The 15,164-nt window shown below is 43.4% G+C and carries 10 protein-coding genes; 1 reads left to right on the top strand and 9 read right to left on the bottom strand.

Features of this window, described 5'->3' with window-relative positions; translation table 11 throughout:
* Nucleotides 1-67 precede the first annotated feature (67 nt).
* The 9 genes from ACWPOD_RS11275 to ACWPOD_RS11235 form a co-directional block, all read right to left on the bottom strand.
* Nucleotides 68-1,627: a SpoVR family protein gene (locus tag ACWPOD_RS11275; protein ID WP_006742146.1), complete on the bottom strand. Its 1,560-nt coding sequence runs from the start codon at nucleotides 1,625-1,627 to the stop codon at nucleotides 68-70.
* Between the two features lie 11 nt (nucleotides 1,628-1,638).
* On the bottom strand, nucleotides 1,639-2,910 hold the full coding sequence (locus ACWPOD_RS11270; protein ID WP_005390656.1) for a YeaH/YhbH family protein: 1,272 nt from the start codon (nucleotides 2,908-2,910) through the stop codon (nucleotides 1,639-1,641).
* A 47-nt stretch (nucleotides 2,911-2,957) separates the two neighbouring features.
* Entirely contained in the window at nucleotides 2,958-4,892 is a 1,935-nt protein-coding gene (locus tag ACWPOD_RS11265; protein ID WP_005390658.1) for a PrkA family serine protein kinase, read from the bottom strand.
* A gap of 487 nt (nucleotides 4,893-5,379) precedes the next feature.
* A complete protein-coding gene (locus tag ACWPOD_RS11260; RefSeq protein ID WP_005390659.1) occupies nucleotides 5,380-5,880 on the bottom strand; it encodes a YfbU family protein in 501 nt (166 codons plus the stop codon).
* A gap of 136 nt (nucleotides 5,881-6,016) precedes the next feature.
* Nucleotides 6,017-6,682, bottom strand: coding sequence for an energy-coupling factor ABC transporter permease (locus ACWPOD_RS11255; protein WP_006742143.1), 666 nt, complete (start codon nucleotides 6,680-6,682; stop codon nucleotides 6,017-6,019).
* A gap of 154 nt (nucleotides 6,683-6,836) precedes the next feature.
* Nucleotides 6,837-7,577 (bottom strand): pyruvate formate lyase 1-activating protein, encoded by a 741-nt coding sequence (pflA, locus tag ACWPOD_RS11250; RefSeq protein ID WP_226422017.1) that lies wholly within the window; start codon nucleotides 7,575-7,577, stop codon nucleotides 6,837-6,839.
* A 211-nt stretch (nucleotides 7,578-7,788) separates the two neighbouring features.
* On the bottom strand, nucleotides 7,789-8,766 hold the full coding sequence (locus ACWPOD_RS11245; RefSeq protein WP_456231894.1) for a lipid A deacylase LpxR family protein: 978 nt from the start codon (nucleotides 8,764-8,766) through the stop codon (nucleotides 7,789-7,791).
* Between the two features lie 152 nt (nucleotides 8,767-8,918).
* Nucleotides 8,919-11,195 (bottom strand): formate C-acetyltransferase, encoded by a 2,277-nt coding sequence (pflB, locus tag ACWPOD_RS11240; protein ID WP_005390666.1) that lies wholly within the window; start codon nucleotides 11,193-11,195, stop codon nucleotides 8,919-8,921.
* A 306-nt stretch (nucleotides 11,196-11,501) separates the two neighbouring features.
* Nucleotides 11,502-13,049 (bottom strand): DUF3360 family protein, encoded by a 1,548-nt coding sequence (locus tag ACWPOD_RS11235; RefSeq protein ID WP_005390668.1) that lies wholly within the window; start codon nucleotides 13,047-13,049, stop codon nucleotides 11,502-11,504.
* Between the two features lie 456 nt (nucleotides 13,050-13,505).
* On the opposite strand from ACWPOD_RS11235, the gene ACWPOD_RS11230 reads away from it, so the two are divergent.
* The gene (locus ACWPOD_RS11230) at nucleotides 13,506-14,981 is read left to right on the top strand and encodes a 54K polar flagellar sheath protein A (RefSeq protein ID WP_085343553.1); all 1,476 of its coding nucleotides are present in this window, start codon (nucleotides 13,506-13,508) and stop codon (nucleotides 14,979-14,981) included.
* The last annotated feature ends 183 nt before the right edge of the window (nucleotides 14,982-15,164 follow it).

Below are 15,164 nucleotides of genomic sequence, written 5' to 3'. Positions count from 1 at the left end.
CATTGAATTAAGAACGAGAAAGGCTCCTGAATTAGGAGCCTTTTTATTGCTTATGCCCAAGTATTAGTTAGATGTTTGTGTCATATTGATTCCGTTTAGGGCAGGTCGCTAAGACTTCTCGGTGACCTGTGTCTTTTACTTCTTGCAGAATGACATCAAATCCCCACAATCGGTACACGTGTTTCAGAACTTCTTCATAACTGTCATCAAGTGGGATTCGGTTATGAGGTACGTATTGCAACGTGAGTGAGCGATCACCACGAACATCGACATTAAATACCTGAATGTTTGGCTCAAGATTAGATAAGTTGTACTGAGCGGCTAAGGTTTCTCTAATGCGTTTATAACCCATCTCATCGTGTATCGCGGCGACTTCAATAAAGTTTTTGTGGTCATCATCGTTGATCGCAAACAGCTTGAAATCACGCATTAATTTCGGAGAAAGGTATTGGCTAATGAAGCTTTCATCTTTGAAATTATGCATCGCGAAATGTACCGCATCTAACCAATCTGTTCCTGCCAAATCCGGAAACCACTCCTTGTCCTCATCAGTTGGTTCTTCACAGATACGTTTAATATCTCGGAACATTGCAAAGCCCAAGGCGTATGGATTAATACCATTAAAGTAAGGGCTATTATAAGGCGGTTGAGCTACCACACTGGTATGGCTATGTAAGAACTCTAGTATGAACTTTTCGGATACCAAACCCTCATCGTAAAGATGGTTGAGAATGGTGTAATGCCAGAATGTTGCCCAGCCTTCGTTCATGACCTGCGTTTGTTTTTGCGGATAAAAATACTGACTGATTTTGCGTACAATCCGCACGACTTCACGTTGCCACGGCTCTAGTAGCGGGGCATGCTTTTCGAAAAAGTAGAGCAAGTTTTCCTGAGGCTCGCTTGGGAATCGCTCTTTAAGATCTTCCTCTTTGGTTTTGGCTCTTGGTACTGTGCGCCACAATTCATTCACTTGAGACTGTAAGTATGCCTCGCGTTCTTCTTGTCGCGCTTTCTCTTCGGTAATGGAGATTTTCTCTGGTCGCTTGTAACGATCTACACCAAAGTTCATTAAGGCGTGGCAGGAGTCGAGCAGTTTTTCCACTTCCTGTACCCCATATCGCTCCTCACATTCAGCTAAATACTTTTTGGCAAACAGCAAATAATCGATGATGGAGCTAGCGTCCGTCCAGGTTTGGAACAGATAATTACCTTTGAAGAAAGAGTTGTGCCCGTAACAAGCGTGAGCAATCACCAGCGCTTGCATTGTCACGGTGTTTTCTTCCATCAAATAGGCGATACACGGATTGGAGTTAATGACAATCTCGTAGGCTAACCCCATTTGACCATGCTTATAGTTCTGTTCCGTTTGGATGAACTTTTTACCAAACGACCAGTGGTTGTAATTGATGGGCATACCAATACTTGAGTAGGCATCCATCATTTGTTCGGAAGTAATCACTTCTATCTGGTTAGGGTAAGTGTCTAGGCGATAGTGTTGTGCGACACGCTTAATCTCTTTGTGGTAGCGTTCCAACAGCTCAAATGTCCAATCCGGTCCATCTGGCAGCATTTTACTATTACGCTTCTTAGGCGCCTCTCCTGAGAGGTTTTTCGTTGCGGTACTCATCGCTAGCCTCCTTACGCCGTTTCTTTTTGGAATAGTTCACGGAAGACTGGGAAAATATCCTCCACAGAGCGAATGTTTTTCATTGCGAAGTTCGGAAATTCATCGGTGAGTTTTTCGTACTCATGCCATAGAGTTTGGTGCGAGCGTCGTGTGATCTCTATGTAGGAGTAGTACTGACAGTTTGGCAGTAGTTTGTTCACTAATAGATCGCGGCATCTTGGCGAGTCATCTGCCCAGTTATCGCCATCGGATGCTTGCGCAGCATAAATGTTCCATTGTCCAATTGGATAGCGCTCTTTTACGATTTCGTCCATCAGTTTCAATGCGCTGGATACAATAGTGCCCCCGGTCTCTTGCGAGTAGAAGAACTCGTGTTCGTCCACTTCTTTCGCTTGGGTGTGGTGGCGAATGAAGACAACGTCTACATTCTCGTAAGTACGAGTTAAGAACAGGTATAACAGAACGTAAAAACGTTTTGCGATGTCTTTTGTTGCTTGATCCATCGAGCCCGATACGTCCATCAAACAAAACATCACAGCTTGACTAGAAGGTACAGGGCGTTTTTCATAGTTTTTAAAGCGTAAGTCGAAGGTGTCAATAAATGGAACCCCCTCAATTTTCTTACGCAGCTCTTCAATTTCAGCCTTCAAGCGGTTCTCTTCAAACTGCTGAGCGGGTTCAATGTTTTTGATGCGAGCAAGTTCATCTTCTAGCTCTTTGAGAAGACGTTTCTTACCCGCGGTCATTGCCGTACGTCGTGCAAGAGATTGTTGCAGCGAACGTACTACCGCAATGTTTGAAGGGATACCAGCAGTTTGAAAGCCTGCGCGGTGCGTTTTCCATTCAGTAATTTTGGCAATTTGGTTTTTTTCTAGATTAGGCAGCTCGAGATCTTCGAACAAAATATCGAGGTACTCATCTTTTGATATTTGGAATACAAATTCGTCTTGGCCTTCTCCATCTGGACTGGCATTGCCTTCTCCCGAGCCACTACCTTGACCGCCACCTTTGGGACGCTCAATTTTATCACCAGTAATGAATTGGTCATTGCCGGGATGAACTCGTTCGCGAACACCACCTTTGCCTTGATGAAAGATCGGCTCATTGATGTCTTTGTGAGGGATAGAGACGTCTTCGCCCGTTTCCGTATTCGTAATCGAGCGTCGATTCACTGCGTCTGCTACCGACTCTTTTATTTGCTCTTTGTGGCGCTTCAAGAAGCGCTGTCGATTAACAGCGCTCTTGTTCTTGCCATTGAGCCTTCGGTCTATAAATTGCGCCATGAAATAGCCCTCTTCATGTTTCACAAGCGACCTAACTCAATACTGGGTTAGGATGACTTACGTACTCGTAGGTACCACTCAGAAAGTAGGCGAACCTGTTTCTCGGTATAGCCTTTTTCCATCATGCGAGCGACAAAGTCGTCATGCTTCTTCTGATCTTCAGAAGAGGTTTTCGCATTAAATGAGATAACCGGAAGTAGCTCTTCGGTATTGGAGAACATTTTCTTCTCGATTACTGTGCGCAGTTTTTCGTAGCTGGTCCAAACCGGGTTTTGACCATTGTTATTCGCTTTCGCACGAAGCACAAAGTTAACGATTTCGTTTCGGAAATCTTTCGGGTTAGAAATACCAGCGGTTTTCTCGATCTTCTCTAGCTCAGCGTTGAGTGAAGATCGATCAAATAGCTGACCAGTTTCTGGATCTCGGTACTCTTGGTCTTGAATCCAGAAGTCTGCGTAGGTGACATAGCGGTCGAAGATGTTCTGACCGTATTCAGAGTAAGACTCGAGATAAGCGGTCTGAATCTCTTTACCAATAAATTCAACGTAGCGAGGCACTAGGTAGCCTTTCAAGAACTCGAGATATTTCTCTGCCGTTTCAGCAGGGAACTGTTCACGTTCAACCTGTTGTTCAATCACATAGAACAGGTGTACAGGGTTGGCTGCCACCTCGGTTTGGTCGAAGTTAAATACGCGCGACAAAATCTTAAAGGCGAAACGTGTAGAGAGACCATTCATGCCTTCATCGACACCCGCATAATCACGATACTCTTGATAGCTTTTTGCCTTTGGATCGGTGTCTTTGAGTGTTTCACCATCGTAGACGCGCATTTTTGAGAAAATGGATGAGTTTTCAGGCTCTTTCAGGCGTGAAAGAATACTGAATTGCGCTAAAGTTTCGAGCGTGCTTGGAGAACAAGGAGCCTGAGACAGCTCACTGTTTTCAAGCAGTTTTTGGTAAATTTTCACTTCTTCGGATACGCGGAGACAGTAAGGTACTTTTACAATGTACACACGGTCGAGGAAGGCTTCGTTATTTTTGTTGTTACGGAAGGTCTGCCACTCAGATTCGTTCGAGTGAGCCAGAATCATACCGTCGAATGGAATCGCAGATAGACCTTCAGTACCGTTGAAGTTACCTTCTTGCGTTGCCGTCAATAGTGGGTGCAGTACTTTGATCGGCGCTTTGAACATCTCAACGAATTCCATTAAACCTTGGTTTGCTTTACACAGCGCACCGGAATAGCTGTAGGCATCTGGGTCGTCTTGCGAATAATGTTCGAGTTTGCGGATATCGACTTTACCAACCAGTGATGAAATATCTTGGTTGTTTTCATCCCCAGGTTCTGTTTTAGCAATACCGATCTGATCGAGAATTGAAGGGCGAACTTTCACTACCTTAAATTTAGTGATATCGCCGCCAAATTCATGAAGGCGCTTAGCGGCCCATGGCGACATAATCGAGCGAAGATAACGTTGCTCGATGCCGTATTCTTTTTTCAAGATATCGCCGTCTTCCGTGGCTTTGAATAGACAGAATGGATGGTCATTCACTGGGCTACGTTCGCCATTAGCAGTAAGAACATAGATAGGCATCTGTTCCATCAGAGCCTTAAGTTTTTCAGCAAGTGAGGACTTACCACCGCCGACAGGACCGAGTAGATAAAGGATCTGCTTACGTTCCTCTAAACCTTGCGCCGCGTGTTTTAGGTAAGACACAATTTGCTCTATGGCATCTTCCATACCATAAAAATCTTTAAAGGTTTCATAACGAGAGATAACACGATTCGAGAAGATGCGGCTCAATCTCGGGTCTTTTGCCGTATCGATTATCTCTGGTTCACCGATCGCCATCAGTAGGCGTTCTGCTGCATTAGCATAAGCGCTTTTGTCATCCTTACACAGGGCTAGAAACTCCTGTAACGACATCTCTTCATCTTTTGCAGCTTCATATCTTGATTGATAGTGGTCGAAAATACTCATGTCGCTTTCCCCTTTAATAGTCAGTCTACCGACGAACGTTGATTCAGGCTTTCCCACCTATTGTTATGCTTCCTTGTTGTTTGAATATACGTCCTGTTATCACATTTGGTTCGTACAGAATGTAAGATTGGCGACACCAAAGACTTTGCTTTATGGACAGTTTTTTCATTACAACGGTGAGCGGTGGGTATGAATCTTTCAATCACAGCCTTTCTCTACTTAAGCCTAGTCGGGGATTTGCAATTTTGCTTAACAATTATGAATTTATTGCAAAAGTGACATTTGAATCACTCTTTCACTGAAGATGAATTTATGTCGTGAATAGGTGCAATAGAAATCAAATATTTGGCAAAGACAGACGAGTCTCAGTGATTCATTGCTCTACATCGCACAAGGGAAGCGTAAGAAGGTGAAAAAGCAGCGGTAAGGTTGTGACAGGGCAAATAAAAAAGGAAAGCGAGTGCTTTCCTTTTCGTAGACGAATATTTTATGCGCTGAAGATTTGTGCAAGCTCGTTTTCGCATAAATGGTACTGACGAGGGCAGTTGCGCCAAGTTTGTAGCATACGACGGTATTTATCCAGCATTGGCATTTGGCTGTTAAAGTGATGGTCTGCTTTATCAAATTGAGGGTACAGACCTTCAGAATCAATAAGGAAGCGTACGTAATGGACTTGTTGGGCCTCTGAAGCAATATCAAACCCAAGGAACTGCAAGCGGCGCTGATCCACTTTGTTACGATCTTCGGTATCGAGCATGTTGTAAGATTCTTGCATCGCGTGATACATCTCCATAACGTCGATGATCTCACGACACTCCGCTTCTGAGAGACAGCCGAAATCTTTATTCAACTCACGCATTTGTAGCTCATAGCCACGTTCAACGATCGTTTGTAAGCGTTTGTATTTGGCCGCATTACTTGGATCAAGTTGAGACATAAGGTTGTATTGGTTTGATAGAATCAAACGTTGAGCGTTTGACATTTCCATGATGACCTCACTAGATATCTAATACATTTTTAATGTGCTTAGGTTAACGCTTAAGACATGAGTGAAACATGATCTCAACACATATTTAATACTAAAAAATGGCAAGAACTGTCACTTTTGACCAGTTTAAAAACACTTATTTATGGTAATGATTGTATATGTAGTCTCGGTCTGAAAATACTCTTAGCCACTCTGGCTTGAATACGGTTAAAACCGCCAGTGACATACCATTTAATAGGCCCTCAGGGAAGGCAAGCAACGGTACAAAAATAAAGTAGTTATGTTGAATGGTTTCCCAATCGTAATGACCAACCGATAAATGGTAAAAGGAGTTAATCAGCAGATGCAGGCTTCCTGTTATCGCGCCGTTGAAAAAACCTGCAACGAAGATGAACACAAAAATGTTTCTTGGCAAGTAGTGATAACTCAAAAGAAAGACGAGGTAACTAATGAAGATAGGAAGCAGGGCAGACAATACTAAAGACGTGGGTAACTGCAACAACGACACATCATGTAGCAGGTGGTTGACCAGCATTGCGGGGATACTGATTAGAAAGGCCATACGCCAACCATACATCATCGTCAGCGTTGTTAGCGCGAGAAAATGAATCTGTAGTCCTTCTTTTACGCCTGCTTGAGTTGCCCATAGGATGCTGAAAAAAAAGAGTGTTGCAAAAACGAGGTGCTGAAATGCTTTTTCCTTTTCAAGCTTGGGCCAAACTACTTTTTTCCAATCTGGTAGACAGTAGGCGAGTACTATCCAAAGTATGACAACCAGCGAGCCCAAGTTAAACCAATCCATGTTACTACCTTCCTATGCGATCATGACGCAATCATTTCTATTGTTCTTTTTATACCTAAATCACCTCATAGAGATTCATTGAAGGTACTTAGGTATAGTTAAAAAAATACCAGCAATATGCTGGTATTTTAAAGAGGTTAGTCTTGCTGTTCACTTAGTATTTTACGTTATCGTTGTACTGCGCAAGAATGGATTGAATCTCGTCCATGGTTTCTTTCGGTGGAGGGTTTACCCCTTCGAGTGGGTATTCTAAGCCCAATGCTTCCCATTTATGGGCACCCAATTTGTGATAAGGAAGTAACTCGATCTTTTCGATGTTATCCATATCTTTAATAAACTCACCAAGCATGTGTGCTGCTTCAGGATCATCCGTGTAACCTGGCACGACTACATAGCGAATCCAAGTTTTCTTTCCGATTTTTTGCAAGTAACGAGCAAAGTCCAATGTACGTCGGTTCGATACGCCGATGAGATCTTGGTGCACTTCATCTTTCATGTGCTTGATATCAAGCATTACTAAGTCTGTTGCATCCAGTACTTCATCAATAACATCAGTGTGTTTACGAACATAGCCGTTCGTATCTAGACACGTATGAATACCTTCTGCTTTAGCTGCGCGGAAAAAGTCCCGTACAAATTCAGGCTGAAGCATCGCTTCGCCGCCAGAACAAGTAACGCCACCACCTGATGCATTCATGAAGTGGCGGTAACTTTTCGCTTCGGAAATGATCTCTTCAACCGTAACTTCTTTGCCATCATGCGTATCCCATGTATCGCGATTGTGGCAATACTTACAGCGCATCAAACACCCTTGCAAGAAGACGATAAAACGAATACCAGGTCCGTCTACGGTACCACATGACTCAAATGAGTGAATACGACCAGTTGTTGACATCTTTTGCTCTCATTACTAGTAAATTCTAGCTGTTATTTTATTACAAAAAGCAGGGTTAAAACAGCTTTGTCGGTACTAAAGGCAAGGTTATGTGAAGAAAGAAAATAGATAGACCAATCTAAATAAATGCTTGATCACAGGGTTGGTTAATACCAAACGAGAGAACTTGCCTTGTATTTAGATTGGTGCGGATACAGGGATAAGTCAGCTTTTAGAAAAAGGCGAACACAGAGAAGGAGCCTGTCCCATAAACATCAGTTTGGGATTCTTTATAATCTGGCGTTTTTATCGTAAAGGTTAGGCTTGCACCGTAATTTTGGTTATACCAAGTTGCACCCGCTACGGCGCTTGCTTGCCAATTTTGCAGTGTGACGTCGTATGGCGCGGATGGCTCAGGAATACCAGGGCGATCGCCTTCGATGGTCATGTCATTGAAACGGTAACGACCTTCAAACCCCGTAAATAAGAACCAGCTTGAAGTATCCTGTGCGAGCATACTCGCTGAGAACGGGCTCTCAACACTAATATTGGCGGCTCCGATGCTGCTTGCTAGGTTTGTACCCCAACGAAACATGACGCCTTGAGAGACATCACTACGGAAGTTACCCGCATTGATGTCGTTAATGTTGGTGATTTCCCATTGCGTTTTTTGTTCTTCGCTGCGCATCAATTTATTAAATACGCGGTAGCCAAGGCTAAACGCCACTTTATCGTCGATCTGGTAATCCCAACCTTGTGGGTCAGTCGAGCCTGTTATACCGTGAACGATTTCTTGCGCTTTTTCTGAAAGCGAACTTTCACCTGTTGCACCGATGGTGAAGTTGTAGCGGACGGCTTTGTCATTAGTCAGAGAAAGATAGTTGATCTCAGTATGTAGATAACCCGCATATGGGCGATCATTGACCAGTGGGTAATCCGCTTCAATGTCGCTTGGAGTCCACATTTTGTGGCCAAGAACCAACTCTATTTTATCGATATTGGCGTGTACTGAGTCTGCCAGACTCAGCCATTTCCATTGGCTTTCTTGTTTCAGTTGGCCTGTTGCGTAGGAAAGAAAAATACCATTTGTGTAGTCTTGGTCGACGCCGAAAATACCATCATTGTCGAGTGTAAAAGAGACCGTAGACTTAGTGGATGCCATCGCAACTGGAGAAAGAAGAGTAAGAACAATTAATTTACTGAGTTTCATATACTTTATTTACTAACTTTTTTCGCATCATACGTAAGAATGTGGGCAAAATCTTTCGTAATATCACAACTTTCATTCAAGAAATAAAAAAAGGCTGATGCTTCTAAGCATCAGCCTTTGTTGTATCACTAAAACGTTATTTCGCTAAAGTCTTATAGAGACTCTGTGAATGTACGTGCGATTACGTCAGCTTGTTGCTCTGCAGTTAGAGAGTTAAAGCGAACAGCGTAACCAGATACACGGATTGTTAGCTGAGGGTATTTCTCTGGGTGCTTAACAGCGTCTTCTAGAGTTTCGCGGTTAAGAACGTTCACGTTTAGGTGTTGACCACCTTCGATACCCGCTTCGTGGTGGAAGTAACCATCCATCAGACCAGCAAGGTTAGCGCGTTGTGAACCTTCATCTTTACCTAGTGCATTAGGTACGATAGAGAATGTGTAAGAGATACCATCTTGTGCGTCAGCAAACGGCAGTTTTGCAACTGAAGTTAGTGATGCTACGGCACCTTTCTCATCGCGACCGTGCATTGGGTTAGCACCTGGAGCAAATGGAGCACCAGCGCGACGACCGTCAGGTGTGTTACCAGTTTTCTTACCGTAAACCACGTTTGAAGTGATAGTAAGAATTGACTGAGTAGGGATTGCATCACGGTAAGTCTTAAGCTTACGGATTTTGCCCATAAATACAGAAACAAGTTCACATGCGATATCATCAACGCGTGGGTCGTTGTTACCAAATTTAGGGTAATCACCTTCGATTTCGAAGTCGATTGCTAGACCGTCTTCGTCACGGATTGGCTTAACTTTTGCGTATTTGATTGCAGACAGAGAGTCAGCCGCAACAGATAGACCAGCAATACCACAAGCCATAGTACGTTTAACGTCACGGTCATGTAGAGCCATTAGTGCCGCTTCGTAGCTGTACTTGTCGTGCATGAAGTGGATAGCGTTTAGTGCAGTCACGTACTGCTTCGCTAGCCAATCCATGAAGTGGTCCATTTTCTCCCACAACTCATCGTAGTTCAGTACATCGCCTTCGATCTTCGGCATTTGTGGACCAACTTGGATTTTTAGCTTCTCATCCACACCACCGTTGATGGTGTAAAGCATAGTTTTCGCAAGGTTAGCACGAGCACCAAAGAACTGCATTTGCTTACCAACAACCATTGGAGATACACAACATGCGATTGCGTAGTCGTCAGAGTTCATGTCTGGACGCATTAGGTCGTCGTTTTCGTACTGGATTGAAGAAGTATCGATAGACACTTTCGCACAGAACTTCTTGAAGCCTTCAGGTAGTTGCTCAGACCAAAGAACAGTGATGTTTGGCTCTGGAGAAGGACCCATTGTGTATAGTGAGTTTAGGAAACGGAAGTTTGTACGAGTAACTAGCGTACGACCGTCAAGACCCATACCACCCATAGACTCCGTTGCCCAGATAGGGTCGCCAGAGAATAGATCATCGTACTCAGGAGTACGTAGGAAACGAACCATACGTAGTTTCATTACGAAGTGGTCGATCATTTCCTGAGCTTGTTCTTCTGTGATGCGGCCAGCAGCGATATCGCGCTCGATGAAGATGTCTAGGAACGTAGAAGTACGGCCTAGAGACATTGCCGCGCCGTTTTGAGATTTAACAGCAGCTAGGTAACCGAAGTAAGTCCACTGGATAGCTTCTTGTGCAGTTTCAGCAGGACGAGAAATGTCACAACCGTATTTTGCAGCCATTTCTTTGATTTGACCTAGAGCACGGTGTTGCTCTGCGATCTCTTCACGAAGCTGCATTGTCATTTGTAGGTCTTCGCCGTTCTCGAAACGCTCTTGTAGAGAAGAGAACTGTGCGAATTTATCCTTCATTAGGAAATCAATACCGTATAGAGCAACACGACGGTAGTCACCGATGATACGACCACGACCGTATGCATCAGGAAGACCAGTCAATACGCCAGACTTACGACACGCCATGATTTGTGGAGTGTAGATGTCGAAAACGCCTTGGTTGTGAGTTTTACGGTATTCTGTGTAGATTTTCTTAACTTGTGGGTCAAGCTCGCGGTTGTAGGCTTTGCATGAACCTTCAACCATACGGATACCACCGTTAGGGATGATCGCACGTTTTAGAGGAGCGTCAGTTTGAAGACCTACGATAGTTTCTAGGTCTTTTTCGATGTAGCCTGCATCGTGAGCAGTGATGGTAGAGATAACTGAAGTATCAAAATCAACAGGAGCGTGAGTCGCGTTCTCTTGTTTGATGCCTTCCATTACCTTAGCCCAAAGCTTGTTAGTCGCTTCAGTACCTTCAGAAACTAGGAAAGATTCGTCGCCTTCGTACGGAGTGTAGTTCTTCTGAATGAAATCACGAACGTTTACTTCGTTTTGCCAGTCGCCTGCAGCAAAACCTTCCCAAGCTTTAGCAAATTGCTCTGCCATGACATACCTACCTTTTTAGTAGAAAAAAATACGTACTGCTTCGCCGTTGAGCCAGCTATCCCCAAGTTTAAAGAGGGGAACAGTACACTCTTATGAATAACAATATTTATAGTCTTAAATTTAAATGTTCGAGTTACAAAACTATAAATATTGTCACTAGTTTTAACGTTTCTCTTTTTAAGCAACAGTTAGAGGTTAAACTAAAATTTTTTTGCAAACCTTAAACTAAATCAATAAATCCTCAAAAATCTCGATAAAAATGGGGTAGCGACTAGCGCTACCCACACATTTTCTGAACTGTCAGCTTTACAGCCAAGCTTGGATGCCATATTGGCCTTCAAGCATACCAACTGCAAGCATAGCAACTAAACAGATAATAAGTACGCTTACTGGGATCACAATCTTGTCTACAAACGACAAGCGAGACGCGCGCTCTTTATCACCAATTAAGCCGTTGTTATCTAAAAGCATAGTTAGTGCCCAAGCTAGAACAGGGTTAACGACTGCTGAACCAAAGATACAGATGCCTGCTGCTTGTGAATCTTTTGAGTCTTTCACCATCTGCATGCCTGCTTCAAGTAGTGGTAGAGAGACACCAACGAGAAGAGCAACGCGCATAACTGGTGGCCATACAGCAACATCCATAGGGAAACCAAGGATTGCAACAATAATACATAGAGAACCTAGTAAGATTGCACCGCCAGGAATAGGGCGCTTCGCGATTGCTGCAGGGATCATGTAAGTCCCCCAAGATGATGTGATGTTACCACCACCGACAGCGGTACCGACCATTTGGCGCACAGAACACATTGTCATTGTGTCATCAACGTCCATCAGTACTTTTTCACTCTTACGTGGGTAGTTCATTTCTTGGAAGATGCGGTGACCCAAGAAGTCAGGAGACCACATTGCTACAGCAAGAATTGCGAATGGTAGAGAAGCAATGAAGTGTTCCATATTAGGAAGACCAAGCATCCAACCTTCTTCTGTTGAACCCCACCAGTAGATTGGGTTTAGGTTTGGAAGACCCGTCTCGGTTACGAATTTAATATCGAAGCCTGCGCCAAGAACAAGTGCGATTGCAAGGCCAGTGAAGGCACAAACAGGGATTGCTAGCCAGCGTTTGTTCACTTTAGCAAGGAACGCGTACAGGCCAATAGTAACCGCAAGAACGATGAGACCGATGTAACCCATGCTACCAGCGGCAACTGTGTCGGATTGCAAACCAACAGCCCAAGCTTGAATGGAATTAATTTGGCTCATCGTTCCGGTTAAACCCAAGAAGATGAGAAGGCCACCAGCCGTACCTTCAGAGGTGAGGTTAACCAGTTTTGAACCACCTTTTAACAGGCTCAGAATTAAACCAAACACACCAATGAGAATTGCCAATGCAAGAGGGTGAGCACCAGCAAGCGCGATGGTACCAATAAGAGGGATCATTGGGCCGTGGTTACCTGCTAGGTTGGCTTTAGGGTTAATAAAGCCAGAAGCAAGTACACAGAAAAGAAGTGCAGGGATGAGCATCTCTACACGGGCAACTTCGATGGCGAAATCTTTGCCCAGGTTAACATGGTCCCATGCGGCAGTTAGGCCTTCAGCCCAAGACATCATTACCGCAGAGTACATCGCGATAATACCAATCGTACCGGCAAGTGCTGGAACAAGATCTTCAAGTTCAAAACGGAAGTCACGACCTGGCAAGTTTAAGCCGAAACGACGCGGCTTCATAATTTGTAGTTCGTGGTCTAGGTAGTCTGAACGGCTTGCGAACTCAGATGCTGGACGATGAAGCTCACGGTAGCTCTTGGTCTCGATATCTGAATCAGAGTGCGTTTTGTTAACTGCGTCTGACATAGATTCCTCATATATTTAAAAGTTATGAATTCTTCATTCAATTGTGTTAATCCGCATCCTGCGGCACGCTTATGCTAGCTATTATTAGATTTGTTACACGTCGACATTGTGCCTAAGCATAGCTAATAACTTATTGTGTTGAGGCACAAAAAAATCCTCATCTTTTGGCAGGAGTCTAGCAAGATAGCCATTTAGGGTGATTGATTTAGATCACTTTAAGAATGGTTGTGAAATAAAACTACAGAAAGTTTCTGGCATGCGAATGAGATGGTGAAATCTTGTGTAATTTCATTACACAAGTTGCATAAAATTAGAATTTGTTGCTCTTATCGTTCGAGGGATTCGGGGTAAATATCAATATTCATGATGATTATATAAAGCTGGCTTTATTCTTGCTTTCTACAGAGCAAAGACGATTTTTTGGCTAATCATTGCCGCTCAGTTTAGGAAAAAGACATGAAACAGCTTAAAGTACTGCCACTAGTGGCAATCATCTCAGGGTTAATGGTCGGTTGTGGCGGCGGTGGCGGTGGCGGCGGTGGTGCTGCGCCGAAAACAGCGTTTACTTTTGATTTTGCTATACCAGCAACAATGACAGAAAGTGAAGCTACTGCGAAAGGTTGTACGGTGTATGACCACAAAACTGAGCTGAACGGTGATAAAACGGTCTTAACCTATAGCGCAGCGTCAAAAGAGCAAGTGACTAACTATGTTATCGGTTACTACTCTGATGCAGATGGCAAAAGAGCCGGAGACATCATCAAACCAACCACTGATAACTTTAAGTTTTATCTTGAAGATATCCCTGACGGTGGCTTTGTAACGTTTCAAGCAATAGAATTTAACGGTAGAGAAGCTCGCGTAAATACGTTTTCAAAAGAATTCTTACAAGATAAGAAACTACGTAATGCCACGTTTGCCCTTAACCGAGACTCTTTGAACAAGTGCTTTACTGGCGGAAACTTAGCAAGCAATAAGTTTACTAACCTAGATTACCGAAATGCTGAATCAGGTGGTGGAGACTACAACTTTGTCTCGCAAACCGATGTTTTCACGTCACCTAACCCTGATATGTTGCCTACCGATGAGCTTATGGGGCTTAAAGGTGAGCCTACGGCGTTGTTCCAGTATGAATCTGGTTCAAGCGACAAAGCGCTTTACCAGTATGGTATTGGTTCGTGGGGGACTGGTGAGATCGCCTTAGTCAGAGCGGATAATACGTCAAACATTTATTCGTCTTCTGATTATACTTACGACACTCTCCACATTGGTTTTATTACTAACGGCTTTGCGTATGATGCGCTGAAGCTAGATAAAACGGCCGTTGAATATAATCGCCCTAGTGCAACGAATAAAGAAACTTGGGTCTACATGGCGTTCTCAGAGAATCAAGTTAATGGTTGGGACTCTCTACTTAACGAAACGGTCTCTGATGGATGGGATATTGACGTTGATCCAAGCTCTTACTTAAATATTGATAACCTGCCAAACACAAAACCAAGTGTATCAACACAAGGAAGTGCAGACTCGGTGATTGATCTGGACATGGGTTTAACATCGTCTACAGAAGGCTTTACTCGTGTCGCTTACTTTGCGGCTTCAGGCGACTATAAAGTCACACATCGTATTTTCACAAAGAGCGACAGTGACTCTGTTGTTGTTCCTGAGCTCCATTACTACAATTTCCCAACATCAGCCGTTAACGGTTTGAAAGTTTCAGCTTCGGACGATTTTAATCGCACTGCTTTGGTATTGAGTGACGATAGCAATATCGACTCTAAAGTTTTCATGAGCTTCTTTTCTAATGGTGAAGCGTCAGAGCCTGAGCTAGATGAAGACTTGGATGGCATCATTACTTCTGAAAAAGAAGGCCTAGAAAATGAAGTGACATTACGTACTTCAAACTCATTGGTAGTCAGTCGTTTTAATTAATTCATTACGACCCTAAATAAGTTTCAATTAACACTTTTGTAAATTTATTAAGCCCCTTCTAAAGGGGCTTTTTTATATTTAATATTCAGCTTTTGAAGAATAAGTTGCTATATATTGCATATTAATTTGGCTATCGTATCTTTCTATTCGAATTATTTAGGTTAATAATTTGTTGCAAGTTTC

The sequence above is a fragment of the Vibrio sp. JZG120 genome (assembly GCF_053890955.1).
Note: the sequence above shows the minus strand (reverse complement) of the source record. Positions and strands in the feature narration are given on the sequence as shown.

Coding starts and splice junctions, on each gene's coding strand:
- ACWPOD_RS11245 (WP_456231894.1), bottom strand. CDS start 8,766: ATGAAACTCAGTAAATTAATTGTTCTTACTCTTCTTTCTCCAGTTGCG.
- ACWPOD_RS11255 (WP_006742143.1), bottom strand. CDS start 6,682: ATGGATTGGTTTAACTTGGGCTCGCTGGTTGTCATACTTTGGATAGTA.
- pflB (WP_005390666.1), bottom strand. CDS start 11,195: ATGGCAGAGCAATTTGCTAAAGCTTGGGAAGGTTTTGCTGCAGGCGAC.
- ACWPOD_RS11260 (WP_005390659.1), bottom strand. CDS start 5,880: ATGGAAATGTCAAACGCTCAACGTTTGATTCTATCAAACCAATACAAC.
- ACWPOD_RS11265 (WP_005390658.1), bottom strand. CDS start 4,892: ATGAGTATTTTCGACCACTATCAATCAAGATATGAAGCTGCAAAAGAT.
- ACWPOD_RS11235 (WP_005390668.1), bottom strand. CDS start 13,049: ATGTCAGACGCAGTTAACAAAACGCACTCTGATTCAGATATCGAGACC.
- ACWPOD_RS11230 (WP_085343553.1), top strand. CDS start 13,506: ATGAAACAGCTTAAAGTACTGCCACTAGTGGCAATCATCTCAGGGTTA.
- ACWPOD_RS11275 (WP_006742146.1), bottom strand. CDS start 1,627: ATGAGTACCGCAACGAAAAACCTCTCAGGAGAGGCGCCTAAGAAGCGT.
- ACWPOD_RS11270 (WP_005390656.1), bottom strand. CDS start 2,910: ATGGCGCAATTTATAGACCGAAGGCTCAATGGCAAGAACAAGAGCGCT.
- pflA (WP_226422017.1), bottom strand. CDS start 7,577: ATGTCAACAACTGGTCGTATTCACTCATTTGAGTCATGTGGTACCGTA.